We start from the raw sequence: 19999 nt of genomic DNA, 5'->3' as shown, positions 1-19999 counted from the left end.
AGCTGCCCCGTGTGCCCGCCGGCGGCGAGGACGGCGACGGTGACGAGGCTCCGGTCGCGGGCGGAGAGCTCGGGGCGGTTCCAGACGTCCTCGAAGAGGACGTCGTCGGTGAGGGCGGCGAGCTTGGGGGCGAAGTCCCCGAACGTGCGGCGCCCGCCCCCGATCTGGATCGGCTGGTCGGCCATGGTGGTGCTCCTGTCCGTCGTGTCGTGCGAGGGCCGCTCGTCGCGGCCTCGCCGTCCACGGAACACCGGGCGGGACGCACGAGGGAGGCCCTGGCGTGGTCCCCCTGCGGCCCCCACAGCTCGTCCCGCCGCCACCGCGACTCCACCTGGCTCCGTCGGCTGCGAGTCGAGCGTCGCCCGCCGTCTAGGTTGAGCCTGGTACCGACGGAAGGAACAGCCATGAGCATGGAAGGCGCGGCCTGGAGCTCGCTCTACAAGATCTCGTCAGCCCGCGACGGCGCGCACGGCATCTCACGGGCGTCCGTCCGGCGCATCATGACGTTCGCGGTGCCCTACCGGTCGAAGCTGGTGCTCTTCATCAGCCTCTCGGTGGTCGGGGCCTTCCTCGCGGTCGCGACGCCGGTGCTGGCCGGCCGCGTGGTCGACGTCATCGTCGCGCGGGGCGACGTCTCCACGATCGTGCGGCTCGCCGTCCTCATCGGGGTCGTGGCGATCGCCGACGCCGGCGTCTCGCTCGTCACGCGGTGGTACTCGGCCCGGATCGGGGAGGGCGTGATCCTCGACCTCCGCACCGCCGTCTTCGACCACGTGCAGAAGATGCCGATCGCGTTCTTCACCCGCACCCGGACGGGCGCCCTCGTGAGCCGTCTCAACAACGACGTGATCGGCGCCCAGCAGGCCTTCAGCGGCACGCTGTCGGGCGTCGTCACGAACGTCGTGGCACTCGTCCTGACCCTGATCGTGATGCTCAGCACGTCGTGGCTCGTGACCGTCCTCGCGGTGGTCATGCTCCCGATCTTCCTGGTCCCCGCGCGACGCATGGGCAGCCGCCTCGCCGCGCTCCGTCGCGAGGCCGCCGACCACAACTCCGCGATGAGCACGCAGATGACCGAGCGCTTCTCCGCGCCCGGCGCCACCCTCGTCAAGCTGTTCGGCCGCCCGGACGAGGAGTCGGCGGAGTTCCGGGTCCGCGCCGCCCGCGTCCGTGACATCGGAGTCCGGACCGCGCTGCTGCAGTTCGTCTTCGTCACGGCGCTGACGCTCGTCTCCGCCCTGGCCCTCGCGCTCGTGTACGGGCTCGGCGGCGCCCTCGCGCTCGCCGGCCAGCTCGACACCGGCGAGGTCGTCACCCTGGCTCTGCTCCTCACCCGCCTCTACGTGCCGCTGACCGGCCTCGCGAACGCGCGGGTGGAGATCATGAGCGCGGTCGTCAGCTTCGAGCGCGTCTTCGAGGTGCTCGACCTCGAACCGCTCATCCGGGAGAAGGCCGACGCCGCCACCGTGCCCGAGGGCCCGGTGAGCGTCGAGTTCGACGACGTCCGCTTCGCGTACCCGTCCGCCGACAAGGTGTCGCTCGCCTCCCTCGAGGAGGTCTCCACGCTCGACACGAGGGGCGGCGACGAGGTGCTGCACGGGGTGTCGTTCCGCATCGAGCCGGGCCAGACCGTCGCCCTCGTCGGCACCTCCGGGGCGGGCAAGTCGACGATCGCCCAGCTGCTTTCGCGCCTCTACGACGTCGACGGCGGTGCCGTGCGCCTGGCCGGGGCCGACGTCCGCGACGTGACCTTCGCCTCCCTGAGGCACACCCTGGGGATGGTGACCCAGGACGGCCACCTGTTCCACGAGACGATCCTGTCGAACCTGCGGCTCGCGAGGCCGGAGGCGACCGAGGACGAGGTGTGGGACGCCGTCCGTCGGGCGCGGCTCGAGCCGCTCGTCCGCTCGCTGCCCGACCAGCTCGACACGATGGTGGGGGAGCGGGGCTACCGGCTCTCCGGCGGCGAGCGCCAGCGCATGACCATCGCGAGGCTGCTGCTCGCCCGGCCGCAGGTCGTCATCCTCGACGAGGCGACGGCGGCGCTCGACTCCACGTCGGAGGCAGCAGTGCAGGCCGCGCTCAGCGAGGCGCTCGAGGGTCGGACGGCGATGGTCATCGCCCACCGTCTCTCCACCATCCGCAGCGCCGACCTCATCCTGGTGGTCGAGGACGGCTCGATCGTCGAGCGCGGGACGCACGAGGAGCTGCTGGCCGCCGCCGGGCGCTACGAGGAGCTGCACCGGACGCAGTTCGCCGTGCAGGACGACGTCGCCGCCGACGAGGACGCGGTGACCGAGCGTCGGTAGGGTCGACGCACGACCACGGACGGGGCACGCCCGGCGCGGTCGGTCCGGAGGGGGACACCATGAGGCACGCACGCACGGCCCGGGCCGTCACGACGACGGGCGTCCTCGTGGCGCTCACGCTCGCCCTGACCGGGTGCGGCACGGGGGCGGACGGCTCGCCGGACGAGACGCCGACCGCGACCGACGTGGCGAGCACGGCATCGGCGACCCCCGCCCCCACGCCGTCGGCCACGCCCGGGGAGCCCGCCGTCGCGTCGATCCCGACGGACTGCACCGACATCGTCGACCCGGCCACCTACGCCGCGACGATGGGCGAGACGCCGCTCAACGACCCTGACTTGTTCACGGGCCCGACGGGCCAGCTCCAGCCGAGCCCGGCACCCGCGGGCGCCGACCCCTACGAGACCGTGGTGGCCGCCACGCAGCTGACCTGCGGCTGGCGCGACCCGCGGGCGGACGTCACCGGCCTGTTCGTGGACGTGGCCACGGTGGACGACGCGGCCGCCGCCTCCTACCTGGACTGGCTCGCCGACCCCACGGTCGACACCGAACGGCGGGGCGCCGACGTCGTCTACGACTGCTCGGAGCGCCTCGGCGGCACCGTGTGCCAGTACACGACGAAGGACCAGCAGTACGGCACGGACTTCGCCGAGACCGTCCTCGTGCGCGACGGCGTCGTCGTCACGGTGCGCCAGTCGAACTATCCGACGGACGACCTCCTCGGCGCGATCGTCGACCGCATCTGGGGCTGACCCTCTGCTCCGGTGGTCTCGTCGGAGCGCGTCGTCCCGGTGACGCCGGTGGATGGCCCCCTGACGCGGGATCGACCGGGGCGGGCGCCTCCGCCAGGATCGTCCGGGGGGAGGCGCGGGTCCTGCCGCAGGGGGAGGGCAGGTCGTCGTGACGTCACCAGGGCAGTCGTCGTGACCGAGGCGCAGCGCGCGATGCTGTGGTGCCTCCCCGTCTTCCCCCTCATGGCCGTCGTCGTGGCCGTGATCAGCACCGACGCCTGGCTCTTCCCCGACGGCGAGCAGCGGGCGCAGCTCGCGGCGGGCTGGCCGGTCGCGGGGGCGCTCTGGTTCCGCGTCGTCCTCGGGTACGTCGGCGCGCTCCTGTGCCTCGGGTTCTCCGTCGCGTTCGGGGTGCTGTACGCCCGTGAGATCCGCTTCGTCCGGGCCGTCCGTCGGCGCGCCGCCGCCGCTGCCCGGGGCGCCGCCGCACCGGGGCGACCTCGCCTCAGCGCCGCGCACCGCGCCTCCTTCGCTGCCGTCCTCGACGGCGACCGCATCCCCCGCGTGATGGTCGTGAGCCCTCGGGGCATCGGGCGGAGCGTCATGGCGGCGGCGTACCTGCGGGTGCTCGACGGGGCCGTGTTCATGGTCGAGGCCCGGGGCGTCTCGCCGCAGGAGGGGCGCGTGAGCCCGCTCGTGCAGCGGGACGTGGTCGTCGCGATGGGGATGGACAAGGCCCCCGTCGAGACGGAGCAGGTGCCGGCGAAGGTGATGGCGGCACCGGTGCGGGCGGCCGACCTCGTCGTGCGGATCGGCTGCCCCGACTCCTTCCCCGTGCCCCGTGGCACGCCGGTGCTCGACTGGGACGTGCCCGACCCGATCGGGGCCGACCTGCTCGCCGTCCTGACGATCCGGGACGACCTGAAGGGGCGCGTCGAGCAGCTCGCCGCCGACCTGGGGCTCGACCGGCCGTCGCTCGCGCTCCGCGACCGCACGATCCCCCGGCAGCGGGCGAGCGTGGCCGCGGGGAGGGCGACCATCGCGTACCCGGCGCTCGCCGACGACGTCGCGGAGTGGTTCGCGACGGCCGAGGCCCGGCTGCTGGTCGAGATCGCCGACGCCCCGCTCACGGCCGCGACCGTCAACGGCCGGGGCCGGTTCGCCCCGGGCCTCACCATGCCGTGGCTGGCGTCGGTCGGCGCGGCGGAGACGGCCCTCCAGGCCGAGCTCCGCTGGCGGGCGGTCACCGGCGCCGACCAGGCCCGGGCCGAGGAGAGCCTCGCGCTCGTCGTCGAGTGGCTCGAGGGCGCGGGCGTCCTCCGGCCCCTGTCGTCGGAGCAGCGCGACGCCCTCTGTGCGTCGGGGACGGCTCAGCGCGACCACGACCACCCGTTCGACCAGTGGCCCCGGGGCCTGGCCGGCGAGTACCCCGCCATGGCCGAGATGCGGTTCTCGGAGGAGGACCGTCGCACCTGGGAGGTCGTGCCGGCCGCGGCGCTCCGCGTCTACCCGGGGCTGGCGACGGAGTGGGCGGGGGAGGTCGTCTAGCGGGGGTGGGTCACGGTGTCACACGCCGCCGCCGCCAGCGTCGTCGTCGTGGCCGCCGCGGTCGGGGTCGCGCGGTTCGGCGTCGCGCACCTGCCGACCCTAGCCGCGGCCGCCGGCGCTGCGGCTGCCGTTGCGGCGAGGCGAGCGGCGCGCTCGCCGGCGCCGGTCCGTGATCACCTCGGGCAGCCGGGCGGCCAGGGCCGCCGCGGACCACAGGGTGACGATCGCCGCCAGGCCCAGGGTGAGCACGCCCGTGGCGGTCCACAGCCCGGCCCAGCTGTCGGGCCAGATGCCCCACTCCAGCACAGCGGACCCGGTGGCCAGCGCGACCGCGTGGGCCGCCGAGGCAGCGCCTCCGACGAGGGCGCCGAGCACGACGACGGCCGCGACGCCGACGGCCGTGTCGGCGATCCACCCCCGGATGCTCGTCGACGACGCCCGGGCGTACGTGGACGCGTCGCGGCGCAGCTGGTCCACGAACCCGGGGAGCACGTCGGCGGGGTCGACCTCGGCGGCCGAGAACGTCCTCGGGACGAAGAGCAGCCGCAGCAGCCGGTCACGGTCAGCCTCACCGCTCCGCACGATCCAGTCGATGAACGCCTGCTTCTCTGCTGCGGTCGCCGTGCCCGGGACGAGCAGCGCCCACCGGCCCGCCTGGTCGGCGTGCCCGGCGGCCCTGTGCAGGCCGGCCAGCGCAGCCCGGGCGTCGAGGTCGCCCGGGTCGCGGTGCAGTCGCTCCCGCAGGGGCCCCCGACCGCTCGACGCACGGGCGTGCGCGCCCGGCGCGGAGGGGTCCATGACGTGATCTTCGCAGAGCGCGACGCCGGTCGCGGGGCAGCGGCGGTGACCGCGCCTCAGAGGACGCCGCCGACGGCCCAGGAGCCGAGGCCGAGGACCCCGAACACCACCGCGACGGTGAGGAGGAGCAGGGCCAGGCCGAGCAGGTGCTCGCGGACGGCGCGGCCGAGGCCGTCGCGCGGCTGATCGCCGAGCAGTGCGGTGATGCGTCGCCTGCCCCCGTGGGGGAGCCCGGCCAGCAGGACGACGACCCCGCCGCGCGGCCCCACGACGACGGCGCCGTGCGAGGTCGACGGGGTGCTGAGGACGCGGAAGTCGACGACGCGGCACGACGCGACGGTGAAGCGGCGGCGACCCGTCACCGACGTGACGACCATCTCCGCTCCGTCCCGCCGAGCAGCCCAGGGCGACGCCACCAGGCCGCAGAGCCACGGGGCCAGGATCCCCACCGCGAGGAGGAGGGCGAACGTGACGTTCGGCAGCCAGTGCGCGGGGTACCCGGTCTCGTCCAGGCCCTGTCGCTCCCACCACGGCCGGGTCAGCCGGGTGGCGACCACCAGAGCCGCCGTGAGCGGCACCAGCACCCGCCCCGCCCACACGGCCACCAGGGAGGCGCGGGTCACCTCCCGCGGAGCCGCGTCGGTCGTCGAGTCGCGGTGTGCCGGTGCCGATCCCGGTGCCGGTGCCGGTGTGCCTGTCGCTGTCATGTCGCCCAGATCATCGCACGGGTCGAGCGCGCAGCGGTGCCGAAATGTCCTCGACCTCTCATCGGGAAAATGTTGTACATCCAGAACATCAACTAGCTATATTGAGCGAGCGGCAATGGTGCCGCACAGAGGAGGAAACATGAAGATCAATGCCGAAGGCCGTGTGCTGGAGATCGTGATCGCGACTGCTGCGGCGGCGACTCTGTGGTCGTCCATGCTCGTCGCTACCCCGGTCAACGCCGCTCAACGCGTTTCCGGTGAGGAGACGCCGGCAACGGGCGCCGCGTCTGACCGAACGGCCTCGACCGCGGCCCACGACCTGGAACCTGAGGTCTTCCTTGAGGGTCTCGAACAACTCGAAGCGTCTTCCGTACAACGGGAAATAGCGCACGACGAAGGTCTGAGCTACTACCGATATACGGTCGACGCAGGTTCACTCGTGTTGCCGAGAGCCGCCGACGTCCGCGCCGCGCTGGAGGCGGAGGACGGGGCGCGTGCTCCTCGCGAGTTCACGCCGTACCTCGAAGGACGTTTCTCCGGCGGGAAGACCGCCGTCGGGTTCAACACCATCGACCAGCAAGCGCTCGCCTCGGGCGGTGGTGCTGCGATCGCGGCTGCGATCTGCCTCCTGCCAGGGGTCGGCTGGGCCGCCTGCGCCGTCGTGGGCATCGTCGTGAGCGTCACGACGACCTACCTGGTCAAGAACGGCATCTGCAGTGGTGGGCGGAAGCTCTGGTGGTACGACGTCAGGGGCGGATCCACTGTCGCCTGTCGCTCAACAGCACCCTTCTAGGGTCCGTCGAGGAAGGGGCACTCTCGTGCGTCAGTGGCTGACCTACGTGCTCGTCGTGGTGGCGAGCACGATCGCTCTCGTCGCCGTCGCGTCGGCGTACCCCCGAGCGTCGTCCGTCGTCCTCCTCGTGGGGTGCCCCGTCCTCGTCACCGGGGCCGGGCTGGGGGCGAAGTTCGTGAAGGAGAGCCGCAGGGCTCGAAAGACGAGACCACAGCGATAGGCGCCCCGCGGGAGCGACGGCCCGTCCAGGCTGCGTCCCTTCCGCGGTGCCAGGAGCCAGATCAATGGGGTTCACGTGCCGTCGCGCGCAGCGGCGGCGGCCGTCAGCGGAGCGGCTGGGGCACGGTCGCGGGGCGCGACCAGCTCACGTCGAGCGAGCCCTCCTCGAGCCGCACCGCGATCTCGGTGCGGAAGGAGTCCTCGAAGTGCCGTGCCGCTCGCTCGTCCGAGACGACCACGTCGACGCGCAGCGAGCCGAGCTCGTCCGTGATCAGCACGGGCCCGTCCGCGAACCGCACCAGGAAGCGGTGGGGCGTGACCGGGACGCTCTCGTAGTCCCGTCGCAGGCTCTGCTCGAGCTGGCGGACGGGGCGGATGCCGGCGGTGGGCCGGACGAGGGCGCTCATGGCGATCATGCGTCGATGGTGCGCCGCCGATGCGACGCGCGCGTGAACGCGACGTGACGACTCGTCGTCGACCCGACCCGCGACTCCTCGGCGCCGCCCGGGCACCGAGATGCCCCGCCCTGGGCCCCCGCCGCGTGGCAGGACCCAGGACGGGGCACCTCGACGTCGTCAGTGGAACTGCGGCACGATCATCCAGAGCCCGTAGAGCACCGCGGCCACGCCCACGGCGAAGCAGGCGAGCCCCGCGGCGGTGGCCCCGGCCGGACGGCTGACCCGGCCCGGGCCCGCGGCCCCGGCCGCCGTCGCCCCGTCGGAGCCCGCACCGGCACCGGCACCCGCACCAGCACCCGCCTGCTCCTCCGCCCCGGCCGCGAACGCGCGGATGCCCAGCGCGAACGACGTGACGATCACGGCCGTCGCCGCGAGGGCGACGAGGAAGACGACCACGAAGGCGCCCCAGTCCACTCCGAGGAACACGGTCACTCTCCCTGCTGGCGGGAGGCGCCGGCCGGCTGGGCAGCCGCGGGAGCCTCGTCGCCGTCGTTGACGGTCTCGTGCGTGACGGGGTGCCGCCGCGCGAGGAACGCGAAGGCCAGGCCCCCGCCGAGGGCGAGCAGGGCGACGACGACGAGGCCCGCCGTGCTCGTGCTGGCCAGCCAGGCGGAGACCCCGCCGACCAGCGCGGCCGCGGGCAGCGTGAAGACCCAGGCCGAGGCGATCTTGCCGACGACGCCCCAGTGCACGGTCGCGAGCTTCGCGCCGAGGCCGGCCCCGACGATCGAGCCCGAGGTCACCTGCGTCGTCGACAGGGCGAAGCCGAGGTGCGACGAGATCAAGATGGTGGCCGCCGAGCTGGTCTCGGCGGCGAAGCCCTGCGGGGCCTTGACGTCGGTGATGCGCTTGCCGACCGTCCGCATGATCCGCCAGCCGCCGAGGTAGGTGCCGAGCGCGATCGCGAGCCCGCAGGCGACGATCACCCAGAGCTGCGGGCCGGTGCCCGCGCCCTGGTAGCCCGCCGCGATGAGGGTGAGCGTGATCACGCCCATCGTCTTCTGGGCGTCGTTCGTCCCGTGCGCGAGCGACACCAGCGAGGCGCTCACGGTCTGGCCGTGACGGAAGGCGGCGGTCGACCCGCGGAGGGTCGCCTGCCGGGTGATGCGGTAGGCGACGTAGGTCGCGACGAGCGCGACCACCCCCGCGACGACCGGCGAGATGATCGCGGGCAGCACGACCTTCGACAGCACGACCGCGAAGTCGACCGAGCCGATGCCCGCGCCGATCACCGCCGCGCCGATCAGGCCGCCGAAGAGCGCGTGCGACGAGCTCGAGGGCAGGCCGAGGTACCAGGTGGCGAGGTTCCAGAGCACGGCGCCGACCAGCCCGGCGAAGATCATGACGGGAGTGACCTGCACCCCGCCCTCCCCCTCGCGGATCAGCCCGTTCGAGACCGTGCTCGCGACCTCGGTCGAGAGGAACGCCCCGACGAGGTTGAGCACGGCGGAGATGAGCACCGCGACCTTGGGTCGCAGCGCCCCGGTGGCGACCGAGGTCGCCATGGCGTTCGCGGTGTCGTGGAACCCGTTCGTGAAGTCGAACACGAGCGCCACGACGATCACCAGCATGACCGTGACGAGCACGTCCATCGTCGTCGTCCCTCCGAGGGGCGGCCGGTGCGTCGCGACGGCGGCGCCGCGCCCCCTGCCCGGCCGACGCTAGGCCGGGGCCGGGCCGCCCGCGATGAACGGCGCGTGAACGCTTGCGGTCAGTGCAGTTCCTCGTCCGACTCACGGACGAACTCGTCGACGGTGCCCGAGATCAGCTCCCACGCGGCGCGGAACGCCACGTCGGCGTCACCGGCCACGAGCGCCTCCGCGAGGGCGAGGTGCGCGGCGGCGGCGGCCGGCGTCCAGTCGGTGATCGTCGCCCGGGCCTCTTCGACGCGGGTGCGCAGCAGGGCCTCGACCTGCGTGGCGAAGTGCCCGATCACCTGGTTGCCCGAGCCGCGCAGCAGCGCGGTGTGGAAGGCGACGTCGGCCTCGAGGTAGCGGGGCCCGTTACCCGTGGCGTCGGCCTCGACCATCGTGCGGGCGGCCTCCAGCACGACGGCGGCCTGCAGCGGGTCGGGCGTGAGCGCGCCGAGGCGGGCGGCCATCGGCTCGAGCCCGAGCCGCAGCTCGAGCAGCTCGCGCATCTGCGTGAAGTACTCGGGGCCGCGGCCGCGCCAGAGGATCACCTGCGGGCTCATCAGGTCCCAGGAGGCGCGGGGCAGCACCTGGGTCCCGGTGCGCTGCCGGGGCTCCACCATCCCGAGCGACTGCAGCACCCGGAGCACCTCGCGCAGCACCGACCGCGACACCGAGAACCGCTCGCTCATCGCCTCGACGTTGAGGATCGTGCCGGGGGCGAGGCGCCCGTCGACGATGTCCTGGCCGAGCGCGTCGACGACGCGGGCGTGGAGCCCGCGGTCGCGGGAGGCGGAGGGGAGTCCGGTCGTCATCGTGGTCTTCCTGAGCCCTCGCGGGCGTCTTGCCGGGGGGAGTCGCCGTGTGGCACACTCCTGGGGTCTGATTAATCTGATTATTCAGATCCGCGCGTCCTCCCAGGATGGCAGACCGGCAGCCCCGGCCTCCACGACCGGCCGACCGACGCCGCCCCGCCGGGCGGTGCGCGCGGGCCCTCCCCAGACGACGAGGTCGCAGAGAAGCGTCCTCGGAAGGACGCGACACCATGACCTCTCCCTCCCCGACCCCCGCCCCCGGCCCCGTGCTGCGTGACGCCTCCCGCGACGTCCCGGCCGGAGGCGCGGCGCAGGTGCCCGAGACCGCGCGCCGCTGGTCGGGCGCCCCCGTGCTCGTCGTGATGGGCGTCTCGGGCTCGGGCAAGTCGACCGTGGCGGCGCTGGTCGCCGAGCGCCTCGGCTGGGACCACGCCGAGGGCGACGACCTCCACCCCGACGAGAACGTGGCGAAGATGGCGGCCGGCGTGCCGCTCGACGACGACGACCGGGCGCCGTGGCTCGACACCGTCTCGTCGTGGATCATCGAGCACGCGATGCAGGGCGTGCCCGGCGTCATCACCTGCTCGGCGCTCAAGCGCAGCTACCGCGACGTGCTGCGCGAGCTCGACGTCGTCTTCGTCTACCTCCGCGGCAGCAACGACCTCATCGGCGGCCGGATGGCGGCGCGCCCCGGCCACTTCATGCCGGCCTCGCTGCTCGACTCGCAGCTCGCGACCCTCGAGCCGCCGCAGGCCGACGAGCGCCACATCGTCGTCGACGCGACGCAGACGCCCGAGCAGGAGGCCGACGACGTCATCCGGCTGCTGGGGCTCTCGCCGACCCGCTGACCGGCACCGCGCCTCCTCTCGTTCACCTGCCGGACGCCGGCCGATCACCGGCGCTCCGTAGCGTCGGGGGCACGACGCGGGCACCGGAGCCGCGGCGCGCGACGGGGGCGGCACGGCATGACGAACAGGGCGACGACCCGCGCGGGGGCGCGGGGCGCGGGCGGCACCGCGACGGGGCCCGTGACGCTGCCGCCGGGGCGCGACCTCGTGCTGCCGGAGGCGGCGGTCGCGATGACCTGGCAGGGCCCGGGCCGCCCGCTGCAGGCCGTCGCCGTGCCCGGGGTGCGGCTGCAGCGCGGCGACGCGCTCGTGCGGGTCGACCTCGCCACGATCTGCGACTCGGACGTGCACACCGTCACCGGGCGGCGGCCGGGCGCGACCCCGTGCGTGCTCGGCCACGAGCAGGTGGGGCGCGTCGTCGACGCCGACCCGCACGCGCGGTCGGTCGACGGGCGCCGGCTCCTGCCGGGCATGCGCGTCGTCTGGTCGGTGGTCGTGGCGTGCGGCCGGTGCGTGGAGTGCCACCGCGGGCTGCCGCAGGCCTGCGCGAGCCTCGAACGGCACGGGCACGCGGCCGTCCGTCGCTCGTGGGAGCTCGGCGGCGGGTTCGCCAGCCACGTCCACGTGCGTCGGGGCGCGGCGGTCGTCGTCGTCGACGACGACGCGGTGCCCGACGAGGTGCTAGCCCCCGCGTCGTGCGCGGTCGCGACCGCTGCGGAGGCCGTGCACCGCGCCTCCTCGCTGCTGGCCCTGGCGGCCGGGGGCGCGGCCGCGGAGGCGCTCCGCGGGCAGGTGGTCGTCGTCTCGGGGGCCGGGGCGCGGGGGCTCGCGGCGACGGCGATGGCGACGCAGGCGGGGGCCCGGGTCGTGGTCGTCGAGGCCTCGGAGTGCCGGCGGCTGCTCGCGTGCCGCTTCGGAGCGGCCGCGGTCGCGGACCCGGGGGAGTCGCGGGGCCCGCTGAGCCTCGCCCGCGCGCTCGCGCAGGTGGACCGCTCGGGCCGCCACCGCACCGTCGCCCTCGAGACCTCGGGCAGCTCCGCCGCCGTGGCGTTGCTCGTCGACACGGTCGGCGTGGGCGGGGTGGTCGTGCTCGCCGGGCCGGTCGCGCCCGGAGCGGCCGTGCCGGTGCTGCCGGAGAGGGTGGAGCGGGGGCTGCTCACCCTCACCGGGGTGCACGACTACGCGCCCGCCAGCCTCGTCGCCGCGGTCGCGTTCGTCTCCGAACAGCGGCACCGCTACCCGTTCGCCGAGCTCGTCGAGCACGTCGTGCCGCTCGAGCAGCTCGACGACGCACTGCGCCTCGCGAGCGCGCCGGGGGCGCCGGTGCGGGTCGGGGTGCGGCCGGGGGGAGTCGGCGGCCTGTGAGCGGGCCCCGGGTCAGGCGGCGTCGCCGCGCAGCGACGCGACCATGGCGCGCAGCGCCCGACGGGCGGCGTCCTCCTCGGCGACGGTGAGGTCGTCGAGCATCCGACGCTCGACCGCCCGCACGGCGGCCGTGGCCCGGGCGAGGTCGCGACGGCCCTCCTCGGTCAGCTGGGCCGGCAGGGCTCGGCCGACCCGCGCCTCCGGCGGTCGTTCCACCGACCCGGCCGCCTCCAGCGACTGCAGCAGCACGTTCATGGACTGCCGGGTGACGAACGCCCCGCGAGCCAGGTCGGAGTTCGACAGGCCCGGTCGCTGCGCCAGCAGCTCGAGGCACGAGTAGTGCGTGATCGTCATGCCGAGGGGGCGGAGGGCGTCGTCCATGGCGGCTCGGAGGGCGCTCGCCGCCTCCTTGAGGAGGTAGCCGAGGGAGGTCTCGAGGTCGATGCCGTCTCGGTCTGGACTCATGTCAGCATTCTGACATAGGCTGTGCCATGTCAGGTTCCTGACATTCGCCCACCACTCCCGAGGAGACCCCCGTGCCCGTCACCGGCCCCGACTTCATCTCACTGCAGACCCGCGACCTCGACGCCTCCCAGGCCTTCTACGAGCAGTACCTCGGCCTCGTGCGCTCGCCGGCCGGCCCGCCCCACGCCGTGGTCTTCACGACCACGCCGATCGCGTTCGCGCTGCGCGACCTCGTGCCCGGCACCGATCTCGACGCCGTCGAGCAGCCGGGGCTCGGCGCCGCGCTGTGGCTGCACGCCACCGACGTGCAGCAGATCCACGACGCGCTCGTCGTCGACGGGCACCGCATCGTGTCGGCGCCCGTCGACGGGCCGTTCGGGCGGACGTTCACCTTCGCCGACCCCGACGGGTACCACGTGACCCTGCACGACCGGGCCTGACGGCCGTCGGGCCCCGCCGAGTGGTCGCGAACTGTCGCCCCGACCCCGGTCGAGGCGCCGTTCGTGACCACTCGACCGCGACCCGGGCGACGCCGGGCTAGGCCGACGAGGTGCGATCCGCCCGGTAGATGACGTGGGGCCGGAGGCGGTGGCCCGGCGGCAGGGCCGGGTGCGCGAAGTCGTCGGCCGGGTCGCGCCGCAGGCCGATCCGCTCCATCAACGCCCGCGAGCGCAGGTTGAGCGCCGCCGTGAAGCTCACGACGCCGGGCAGGTCGGCGCCGGCCGGGTCGAGCGCGTGCCGCAGCACCTCGCGTGCGGCCTCGGTCGCGAGCCCCTGCCCCCACGAGCCGCGACGGAGGCGCCAGCCGATCTCGACGGGATCGACGAGGGCCCGGCCCCCGGCGACGACCTCGAACGACGGACGCGACAGGCCGACGAAGCCGACGAACTCGCCGTCGGCTCGCTGCTCCACCGCCCAGAGGCCGAAGCCGTCGCGCTCGAAGCCTGCCTCGATGCGGTCCACCAGCGCGTCGGACTCGGCGGGCGTGCGCGTCGCGGGGAAGAACTCCATCACGACGGGGTCGGCGTTCATCGCCGCGAACGGGGCGCGGTCGGCGTCGCGCCAGCGGCGCAGCAGGAGACGGTCGGTGGTGAGCACCCGACGACGCTAGCGCGCCGCCGCGAGTGGTCACGAACTGCTGCTCGCACCCCGGTCAGAGCGCAGTTCGTGACCACTCGACCCCGATCCCGCCCGCGACCCCCGCAGGCCGACGAACGACACGGCGGCGCTCCCCCCGAGCAGCACCGCGACCACGACGACGACGCGGTGGAACCCGTCGACGGTCAGCGCGCCTCCCGCGATCACGCCGAGGAAGGCGACGGCGACGAGCCCGGCGACGCGCGAGATCGCGTTGTTGACCGCCGAGGCGATGCCCGACCGGGCCGGCGAGACCTGCGACAGCACCGCCGAGGTCAGCGGCGCCACCGTCACCGCGAGGCCGAACCCGAACAGCACGACGCCGGGCACGACCTGCCACCAGACGTCGATCGGGTCGCGGACGAGCAGCATCCAGACGAACCCGCTCGCCGTGATCAGCGGCCCGACCGTCATGAACAGGCGGGGGCCGTGCGTCGCGGCGAGCGTGCCGAACAGGGTGGAGAAGAGCAGCGACACGATCGTCGTCGGCAGGGTGACGAGCCCGGCGACGGTGGCCGACAGGCCGGCGAGCTCCTGCACGACGAGCGGGATGGTCAGCGTGCCGAGGTTGAGCGCTGCATAGAGGCCCACCGTCGCGAGGTTGCCGACGGTGAACTCGCGGGTGCGGAAGAGGTCGAGCGGCATCATCGGGTGCGGCGTGCGTCGCTCCCAGGCGACGAAGGCCACGAGGGCCACGAGGCCGACGACGAGCGGCACGAGCACCAACCAGGTGCCGAAGCCGACGCGCTGCCCCTCGATCAGCGCGAACACGGGCCCGGCGAGGCCGACCGCCGCGAGCACGGCGCCCACCACGTCGACGCGGGCCGGGGCGTCGGGCGTGCCGCGGTGGGCGTCGCCGGGGAGGCGCGTCATGAGCACCAGCGTCACCGCCACCGGCAGCACCACCACCCCGAAGACCCAGCGCCAGCCGATCGTGTCGACGAGGGCGCCGCCGGTGAGCGGGCCGACGAGGAAGGCGACGCCGGTCCAGGCCGTCCAGCGGCCGATGGCGCGGCCCTGCTCGGGGCCGCTGTAGGTCGAGGTGATCAGGGCCAGGCTGCTCGGCACGAGGAGGGCCGCGGCCACGCCCTGCAGCGCGCGGGCCGTGATGAGCAGGCCGGGGTCGGGGGCGAGGGCCGCGAGCACGCTCGTGGCGGCGAAGGCGACGAGCCCGGCGCGCAGCACCCGGACGCGCCCGAAGGTGTCGCTGAGCGAGCCGGCCACGAGCATCAGCGAGCCGAGCGTCAGCAGGTACGCGTCGACGACCCACTGCTGCAGCGTGAGGTCGCCGCCGAGCTCGCCGGCGACGGCCGGCAGCGCGACCGTCACGATCGATCCGTCGAGGAAGGCCACGAACGACGCGAGCACCGCGACCACGAGGACGATGCGCTGGCCGCGGGCGTCTGTCATGCCCCGAGTCTCCTCCCCGCGGCGGGGAGGCGCGGCTCAGCTCTCGCGCACCACGTCGCCCGGCGACTTGTCGGGTCGCCAGCCGCGCCACGACGGCTGCCGCAGTCGCCCGGTCGACGTCCACTCCGCGAACGACACCTCGCCGACGCGCGACGGCGTGATCCAGTGGGCGTCGCGGGCGTCGGCCGCCGGCACGCCGACGAGCGGGCTGGTCTTCCTCTCGACGCGGCGGAACTCGGTGAGCAGCTCGTCGAGGTCGCGGTCGCGGAACCCGGTGCCGACGCGCCCGACGTACGTCAGCCCGTCGTCGCCCGGCACGCCCATCAGCAGCGAGCCCACCCCGGAGGCGCGGCGACCGTTGCCGGGCCGCCACCCGGCGATCACCACCTCCTGGGTCGCGTGGTGCTTCATCTTGATCCAGGCCCGCGAGCGCCGGCCGGGGCTGTAGGCCGCGTCGCGGCGCTTCGCCACGACCCCCTCCAGCCGGAGGCGCTGCGACGTCCGCATCGCCGCCTCCAGGTCGCCGTCGAAGACGACCGGCACGTCGACCGCGCCCTCCGGCCGCACCACGCGCTCGAGCACCTCGCGGCGCTCGTCGTACGTGCGTCGCACGAGCGACCTGCCCTCGGCGTGCAGCACGTCGAAGAGCAGGTACCGCACGGGCGCGCCCTTCGCCGCGGCCTCCACCTCGCGCGGCTTCGTCAGGCCCATCCGCGTCTGCAGCAGGCCGAAGTCGGGGCGACCGGTCTCGTCGACGGCCACGACCTCGCCGTCGAGCACCGCGCCTCCCTCGCTGTCGACGAGGGCGGCGAGCGCCTGCAGCTCGGGGTAGGCGGGGGTGAGGTCGTTCCCGTTGCGGCTGGTCAGGGTGACGCTGTCGCCCTGGACGACGGCGACCGCGCGGATGCCGTCCCACTTCATCTCGTAGGCCCAGTCGTCGTCGACGTCGGCCGCGGTGCCGGCGACGGCGAGCATGGGGGAGACGGGCTCGAGGTCGCCCGCGTCGCCGCGGCCGCTCGACGAGGGCGACGACCCCGAGGAGTCGCGGGTCGAGCGGGCGGAGCCGCTGCCGGCCCCCGAGCCGATCACCGTCCGGCCCTTCTTCTTCTTCCCTGCGGCGACCCCCGTCGAGCCGTGCCCGCCGTGGCCTCCGTGGCCGCCGTGCCCGTCGGCGCCCCCACCGCCCGCGTCGTCGGCCATGCGGTGGATCAGCCAGTTCTTCTCCGAAGACCCGCCGCCGTGCCCGGTGTGGATGAGGGCGACCCGCCGGCTGCCGCGCTGCTCGCCGTGCAGCACCGCGATGACCTCCTTGCCCTCCCGCCACTTCTCGAGCTCGTACGTGCCGGAGTCCCAGATGGTGACCTCGCCCGCGCCGTACTCGCCCTTCGCGATCGTGCCCTCGAAGGTGCCGTACTCGAGCGGGTGGTCCTCGGTCTGGACGGCGAGGTGGTTCTGGCCGGGGTCGTCGGGCTCGCCCTTCGGCAGCGCCCAGCTGACGAGCACGCCGTCGTGCTCGAGGCGGAAGTCCCAGTGCAGGCGGCTCGCGTGGTGCTCCTGGATCACGAAGCTGCGGCCGTCGCTCGTCGGCGGTGCCTCGGCGGGCACGGGCTCCCGCGTCTTGGCGGGGTCGCGCATCGAGCGGTACGTCGCGAGCCGGTCGTGGCGCTGGCGGGTCTCGCCGTCGCCCGACGGATCGTGCTCGGGCGACTCGGTGTTGCGCATGTCGTCGCCGAGCTCACCCGGCGGCACAGGAGTCCCGCTCGACACGTCGGCCAGCGGGTCGCCGCGTCGCCGCAGGCGCGCCAGCACCTCGGGGTACTCCAGCTGCCGCAGCTGCCTCGACGCCAGCTCGCGCCAGGTGCGCGGCGTCGCGACCGTCGGCCGCTCGCGCCCGCGCAGCGAGTACGGCGCGACGGTGGTCTTGTTCCCGTTGTTCTGCGACCAGTCGAGCAGCACCTTGCCGCGGCGGTCGGCCTTGCCCATCGTGCTGATGACGAGGTCGGGGTGGTCGGCCTCGACGGCCCGGGCGAGCTCGTGGGCGACGTCGCTGACCTGGGCGCTCGTCTGCCGGCCGTCGAGCCGCGCGTAGAGGTGGACCCCCTTGCTGCCGCTCGTGACCGGCACGAGCTCGAGGCCCACGCCCTCGAGGAGCGGCCGCAGCAGCTGCGCGACCTCGACGCACTCGGCGAGGCCGACTCCCTCGCCCGGGTCGAGGTCGAGCACGAGCCGGTCGGGGTTCCGCGGCGCGCCGCGCGGGCCGAACCGCCACTGCGGCACGTGCACCTCGAGCGCGGCGACCTGGCCGAGCCAGGTCAGCGTCGCGAGATCGTTGACGAGCGGGTACGTGTTGGCGTGGTCGCTGTGCTGGATCTCGTGACGCGCCACCCACTCCGGCGCCGAGTCGGGCAGGTTCTTCTCGAAGAACACCTGGCCGTCGACGCCGTTCACCCAGCGCTTCCGAGTGGCCGGGCGACCCTCGACGTGCGGCAGCATCCACTCGGCGACGGCGGCGTAGTAGCCGAGCACGTCGCCCTTGGTCGTGCCCGTGGCGGGGTACAGGACCTTGTCGAGGTTGGTGAGCTGCAGCGTGTGGCCGCCGACCTGCACGCGCTCGCCGCGTCCCTTCGGGCCCATGGCGCGCCTCCTCGTCGTCCGTGGCTGGTGGTCTCGTTCTACCCGCTCCGCGCCGCGTCGGGCACGGAGCGGCCCGCCGTCCGACGGGCGGACGGCGGGCCGGCAGGAGGCGCGGTGCCGGTCAGACGGCCGGGGTGCCGCCCGCGATCGTGATCGTGGCGCCGCTGGTGTAGCTCGACTCGGGGCTGACGAGGTGCACGTACGCCGCACCGAGCTCGGCGGGCTGGCCGGGGCGGCCGTACGGGGCCTGCATGCCGAACTCGGAGACGGTCTCGCCGTCCTGCGAGGCGGGCTGCAGCGGCGTCCAGATCGGGCCGGGCGAGACCTGGTTGACGCGGATGCCCTTCGGCGCGAGCTGCTGGGCGAGGCCCGCCGTGAACACGCCGATGGCGCCCTTGGTCAGGGCGTAGTCGAGCTTGTCGGGGGAGGGCTGCGTGCCCTGGATCGACCCGGTGGTGACGATCGCCGAGCCGGGCTCGAGGTGCGGCAGCGCCGCCTGCGTCAGCCAGAAGAGCGAGTAGACGTTGGTCTTGATCGTCTGGTCGATGCCCTCGGTCGTCATCTCGAGGATGTCCTCGTGGCTCTCCTGGTGGCCGGCCACCATCACGAGCGTGTCGAGGCCGCCGAGCTCCTCGACCGCCTTCGACACGAGGTCGTGGCAGTACTGCTCGTCGCCGATGTCGCCGGGGAAGAGCACGGCCTTCCGGCCCTCGCCCTCGAGCAGGTCGCGCACCTCCTCGGCGTCGGCCTGCTCGTCGGGCAGGTAGCTGAGCACGAGGTCGGCGCCCTCGCGGCTGAGCGCGATGGCGGCGGCGCGGCCGATGCCCGAGTCGGCGCCGGTGACGACGCCGCGGTAGCCGGAGAGGCGGTCCTTGCCGACGTAGCTGGTCTCGCCGTGGTCGGGCTTCGGGTCCATCCGCCGCGCCTCGCCCGGCAGCGACTGCTCCTGCTCGGGGAAGGGCGGGACGGGGTAGAGGTCGACGGGGTTCTTCTTGTCGTACTGGCTCATGCGGTCCACCGTGCTCCCGCACGCCTCCCCGTGCTCGGCCGTTGTACCCCGAACCCGGTCGTTCGGGGTGCGTTCGGAGGCATGATGACCCCATGCGATCGATCTGGAAGGGCGCGATCACGTTCGGGCTCGTCAACGTGCCCGTGAAGCTCTACAGCGCCACGGAGGACCACGACGTCTCGCTGCACCAGGTGCACGACGCCGACGGCGGGCGGATCCGCTACCAGCGACGCTGCGAGATCTGCGGCAAGGTCGTCGACTACGAGCACATCGACAAGGCCTTCGACGACGGCGACCGCACGGTCGTGCTGACGGAGGACGACCTGAAGTCGCTGCCCGAGGAGCGCTCGCGCGAGATCGACGTGCTCGAGTTCGTGCCGAGCGACCAGCTCGACCCGATCATGTTCGACCGCAGCTACTTCCTCGAGCCGGACTCGTCGTCGCCCAAGGCCTACGTGCTGCTGCGGCGCACGCTGGAGGAGACCGAGCGCACCGCGATCGTGCACTTCTCGCTGCGCCAGAAGACCCGCCTCGCCGCCCTGCGCGTGCGCGGCGACGTGCTGATGCTGCAGACGCTGCTCTGGGACGACGAGGTGCGCGAGGCGCGCTTCCCGGTGCTCGACCAGACGGTGCGGATCAGCTCGAAGGAGCTCGACATGTCGGGCTCGCTCGTCGAGTCGCTCGGCGACGACTTCGACCCGTCGCAGTTCGAGGACGACTACCAGGAGGAGCTGCGCAAGCTCATCGACGCCAAGCTCGAGGAGGGCGAGTCGCTCGACACCGACGCGACCTTCGGCCGCGGCGGCGACGACGACGAGGGCGACGGCGGGTCGGACGGCGAGGTCATCGACCTGATGGAGGCGCTGCGTCAGTCGGTCGAGCGCAGCCGGTCGGCGGGGTCGTCACGCGCCCCCGCGAAGAAGCGCACCGGAGGCGCGGGGTCGGCGAGCGGGAAGGCCCCGGCCGAGAAGGCGGCCGCGAAGAAGGCGCCCACGAAGAAGGCACCCGCGAAGAAGGCTTCCGCGAAGAAGGCTCCGGCGAAGAAGGCTCCCGCGAAGAAGGCTCCGGCGAAGAAGGCCGCGGCGACGAAGAAGGCCAGCTGACCCGTCGGGGCCGTCGCCG

The 19999-nt window shown here is 74.0% G+C and carries 21 protein-coding genes; 9 read left to right on the top strand and 12 right to left on the bottom strand.

Going from position 1 to position 19999, the window contains the following annotated elements:
* A partial coding sequence (locus IFT45_RS12185) for a carboxymuconolactone decarboxylase family protein (protein ID WP_192127783.1) occupies positions 1–185 on the bottom strand: 185 nt, incomplete at its 3' end.
* Positions 186–404: 219 nt separating this feature from the next.
* On the opposite strand from IFT45_RS12185, the gene IFT45_RS12180 reads away from it, so the two are divergent.
* The 3 genes from IFT45_RS12180 (at position 405) to IFT45_RS12170 (ending at position 4588) form a co-directional block, all read left to right on the top strand.
* Positions 405–2309, top strand: a complete 1905-nt coding sequence (locus IFT45_RS12180) for an ABC transporter ATP-binding protein (RefSeq protein WP_192128396.1) — start codon at positions 405–407, stop codon at positions 2307–2309.
* A 59-nt stretch (positions 2310–2368) separates the two neighbouring features.
* Positions 2369–3061: a hypothetical protein gene (locus IFT45_RS12175; RefSeq protein ID WP_192128394.1), complete on the top strand. Its 693-nt coding sequence runs from the start codon at positions 2369–2371 to the stop codon at positions 3059–3061.
* A 171-nt stretch (positions 3062–3232) separates the two neighbouring features.
* A complete protein-coding gene (locus IFT45_RS12170; RefSeq protein ID WP_192128392.1) occupies positions 3233–4588 on the top strand; it encodes a hypothetical protein in 1356 nt (451 codons plus the stop codon).
* A 99-nt stretch (positions 4589–4687) separates the two neighbouring features.
* On the opposite strand, the gene IFT45_RS12165 is transcribed toward IFT45_RS12170, so the two are convergent.
* Together IFT45_RS12165 and IFT45_RS12160 are read right to left on the bottom strand one after the other, a co-directional pair.
* A complete protein-coding gene (locus IFT45_RS12165) occupies positions 4688–5386 on the bottom strand; it encodes a DUF6584 family protein (protein WP_192128391.1) in 699 nt (232 codons plus the stop codon).
* A gap of 56 nt (positions 5387–5442) precedes the next feature.
* The gene (locus IFT45_RS12160; RefSeq protein ID WP_192128389.1) at positions 5443–6093 is read right to left on the bottom strand and encodes a hypothetical protein; all 651 of its coding nucleotides are present in this window, start codon (positions 6091–6093) and stop codon (positions 5443–5445) included.
* 139 nt (positions 6094–6232) lie between these two features.
* Between IFT45_RS12160 and IFT45_RS12155 the strand changes: the two genes are divergently transcribed.
* Positions 6233–6886 (top strand): hypothetical protein, encoded by a 654-nt coding sequence (locus tag IFT45_RS12155; protein WP_192128386.1) that lies wholly within the window; start codon positions 6233–6235, stop codon positions 6884–6886.
* A gap of 25 nt (positions 6887–6911) precedes the next feature.
* Complete coding sequence (locus IFT45_RS12150) at positions 6912–7106, top strand: hypothetical protein (RefSeq protein WP_192128384.1); 195 nt, start codon at positions 6912–6914, stop codon at positions 7104–7106.
* A 103-nt stretch (positions 7107–7209) separates the two neighbouring features.
* Here IFT45_RS12150 and IFT45_RS12145 read toward each other — a convergent pair whose 3' ends face one another.
* From IFT45_RS12145 to IFT45_RS12130, 4 genes are all read right to left on the bottom strand, one after another.
* Entirely contained in the window at positions 7210–7521 is a 312-nt protein-coding gene (locus IFT45_RS12145; RefSeq protein WP_056056350.1) for a hypothetical protein, read from the bottom strand.
* A gap of 159 nt (positions 7522–7680) precedes the next feature.
* A complete protein-coding gene (locus IFT45_RS12140; RefSeq protein ID WP_192128382.1) occupies positions 7681–7995 on the bottom strand; it encodes a hypothetical protein in 315 nt (104 codons plus the stop codon).
* Positions 7992–9155 carry an inorganic phosphate transporter gene (locus IFT45_RS12135; protein WP_056056346.1) on the bottom strand — a complete coding sequence of 388 codons (1164 nt, stop codon included), beginning with the start codon at positions 9153–9155 and terminating at the stop codon, positions 7992–7994. Before IFT45_RS12135 ends, IFT45_RS12140 begins: the two co-directional genes overlap by 4 nt.
* Before the next feature lie 119 nt (positions 9156–9274).
* Positions 9275–10009: a FadR/GntR family transcriptional regulator gene (locus IFT45_RS12130; RefSeq protein ID WP_192128381.1), complete on the bottom strand. Its 735-nt coding sequence runs from the start codon at positions 10007–10009 to the stop codon at positions 9275–9277.
* A 362-nt stretch (positions 10010–10371) separates the two neighbouring features.
* Between IFT45_RS12130 and IFT45_RS12125 the strand changes: the two genes are divergently transcribed.
* Positions 10372–10857: a gluconokinase gene (locus IFT45_RS12125; RefSeq protein WP_235491316.1), complete on the top strand. Its 486-nt coding sequence runs from the start codon at positions 10372–10374 to the stop codon at positions 10855–10857.
* 117 nt (positions 10858–10974) lie between these two features.
* Positions 10975–12222, top strand: coding sequence for an alcohol dehydrogenase catalytic domain-containing protein (locus tag IFT45_RS12120; RefSeq protein ID WP_244637967.1), 1248 nt, complete (start codon positions 10975–10977; stop codon positions 12220–12222).
* 12 nt (positions 12223–12234) lie between these two features.
* Here the strand turns inward: IFT45_RS12120 and IFT45_RS12115 are convergent, their stop codons facing one another.
* On the bottom strand, positions 12235–12687 hold the full coding sequence (locus tag IFT45_RS12115; protein ID WP_056056340.1) for a MarR family winged helix-turn-helix transcriptional regulator: 453 nt from the start codon (positions 12685–12687) through the stop codon (positions 12235–12237).
* A 71-nt stretch (positions 12688–12758) separates the two neighbouring features.
* Between IFT45_RS12115 and IFT45_RS12110 the strand changes: the two genes are divergently transcribed.
* Entirely contained in the window at positions 12759–13127 is a 369-nt protein-coding gene (locus IFT45_RS12110) for a VOC family protein (protein WP_056056338.1), read from the top strand.
* Positions 13128–13224: 97 nt separating this feature from the next.
* Here IFT45_RS12110 and IFT45_RS12105 read toward each other — a convergent pair whose 3' ends face one another.
* From IFT45_RS12105 to IFT45_RS12090, 4 genes are all read right to left on the bottom strand, one after another.
* Positions 13225–13785 carry a GNAT family N-acetyltransferase gene (locus IFT45_RS12105; protein ID WP_192128377.1) on the bottom strand — a complete coding sequence of 187 codons (561 nt, stop codon included), beginning with the start codon at positions 13783–13785 and terminating at the stop codon, positions 13225–13227.
* A gap of 30 nt (positions 13786–13815) precedes the next feature.
* The gene (locus tag IFT45_RS12100) at positions 13816–15234 is read right to left on the bottom strand and encodes an MFS transporter (protein WP_192128375.1); all 1419 of its coding nucleotides are present in this window, start codon (positions 15232–15234) and stop codon (positions 13816–13818) included.
* Between the two features lie 36 nt (positions 15235–15270).
* The gene (locus IFT45_RS12095; protein WP_192128373.1) at positions 15271–17868 is read right to left on the bottom strand and encodes an ATP-dependent DNA ligase; all 2598 of its coding nucleotides are present in this window, start codon (positions 17866–17868) and stop codon (positions 15271–15273) included.
* 121 nt (positions 17869–17989) lie between these two features.
* A complete protein-coding gene (locus tag IFT45_RS12090) occupies positions 17990–18877 on the bottom strand; it encodes an SDR family oxidoreductase (protein ID WP_192128371.1) in 888 nt (295 codons plus the stop codon).
* 92 nt (positions 18878–18969) lie between these two features.
* Between IFT45_RS12090 and IFT45_RS12085 the strand changes: the two genes are divergently transcribed.
* Entirely contained in the window at positions 18970–19980 is a 1011-nt protein-coding gene (locus tag IFT45_RS12085) for a Ku protein (protein WP_192128369.1), read from the top strand.
* Positions 19981–19999 lie beyond the last annotated feature (19 nt).

It is taken from the genome of Frigoribacterium sp. CFBP 13707, from assembly GCF_014842245.1.
Classification (GTDB): Bacteria; Actinomycetota; Actinomycetes; order Actinomycetales; family Microbacteriaceae; genus Frigoribacterium; species Frigoribacterium endophyticum.
This window is presented reverse-complemented; position numbering and strand designations above follow the sequence as displayed.

Bases quoted from the DNA above. Each gene is read 5' to 3' on its own strand.
- IFT45_RS12100 (WP_192128375.1), bottom strand. From the start codon at position 15,234: ATGACAGACGCCCGCGGCCAGCGCATCGTCCTCGTGGTCGCGGTGCTC.
- IFT45_RS12085 (WP_192128369.1), top strand. From the start codon at position 18,970: ATGCGATCGATCTGGAAGGGCGCGATCACGTTCGGGCTCGTCAACGTG.
- IFT45_RS12175 (WP_192128394.1), top strand. From the start codon at position 2,369: ATGAGGCACGCACGCACGGCCCGGGCCGTCACGACGACGGGCGTCCTC.
- IFT45_RS12090 (WP_192128371.1), bottom strand. From the start codon at position 18,877: ATGAGCCAGTACGACAAGAAGAACCCCGTCGACCTCTACCCCGTCCCG.
- IFT45_RS12120 (WP_244637967.1), top strand. From the start codon at position 10,975: ATGACGAACAGGGCGACGACCCGCGCGGGGGCGCGGGGCGCGGGCGGC.
- IFT45_RS12155 (WP_192128386.1), top strand. From the start codon at position 6,233: ATGAAGATCAATGCCGAAGGCCGTGTGCTGGAGATCGTGATCGCGACT.
- IFT45_RS12130 (WP_192128381.1), bottom strand. From the start codon at position 10,009: ATGACGACCGGACTCCCCTCCGCCTCCCGCGACCGCGGGCTCCACGCC.
- IFT45_RS12160 (WP_192128389.1), bottom strand. From the start codon at position 6,093: ATGACAGCGACAGGCACACCGGCACCGGCACCGGGATCGGCACCGGCA.
- IFT45_RS12180 (WP_192128396.1), top strand. From the start codon at position 405: ATGAGCATGGAAGGCGCGGCCTGGAGCTCGCTCTACAAGATCTCGTCA.
- IFT45_RS12115 (WP_056056340.1), bottom strand. From the start codon at position 12,687: ATGAGTCCAGACCGAGACGGCATCGACCTCGAGACCTCCCTCGGCTAC.
- IFT45_RS12125 (WP_235491316.1), top strand. From the start codon at position 10,372: ATGGGCGTCTCGGGCTCGGGCAAGTCGACCGTGGCGGCGCTGGTCGCC.
- IFT45_RS12135 (WP_056056346.1), bottom strand. From the start codon at position 9,155: ATGGACGTGCTCGTCACGGTCATGCTGGTGATCGTCGTGGCGCTCGTG.
- IFT45_RS12145 (WP_056056350.1), bottom strand. From the start codon at position 7,521: ATGATCGCCATGAGCGCCCTCGTCCGGCCCACCGCCGGCATCCGCCCC.
- IFT45_RS12165 (WP_192128391.1), bottom strand. From the start codon at position 5,386: ATGGACCCCTCCGCGCCGGGCGCGCACGCCCGTGCGTCGAGCGGTCGG.
- IFT45_RS12095 (WP_192128373.1), bottom strand. From the start codon at position 17,868: ATGGGCCCGAAGGGACGCGGCGAGCGCGTGCAGGTCGGCGGCCACACG.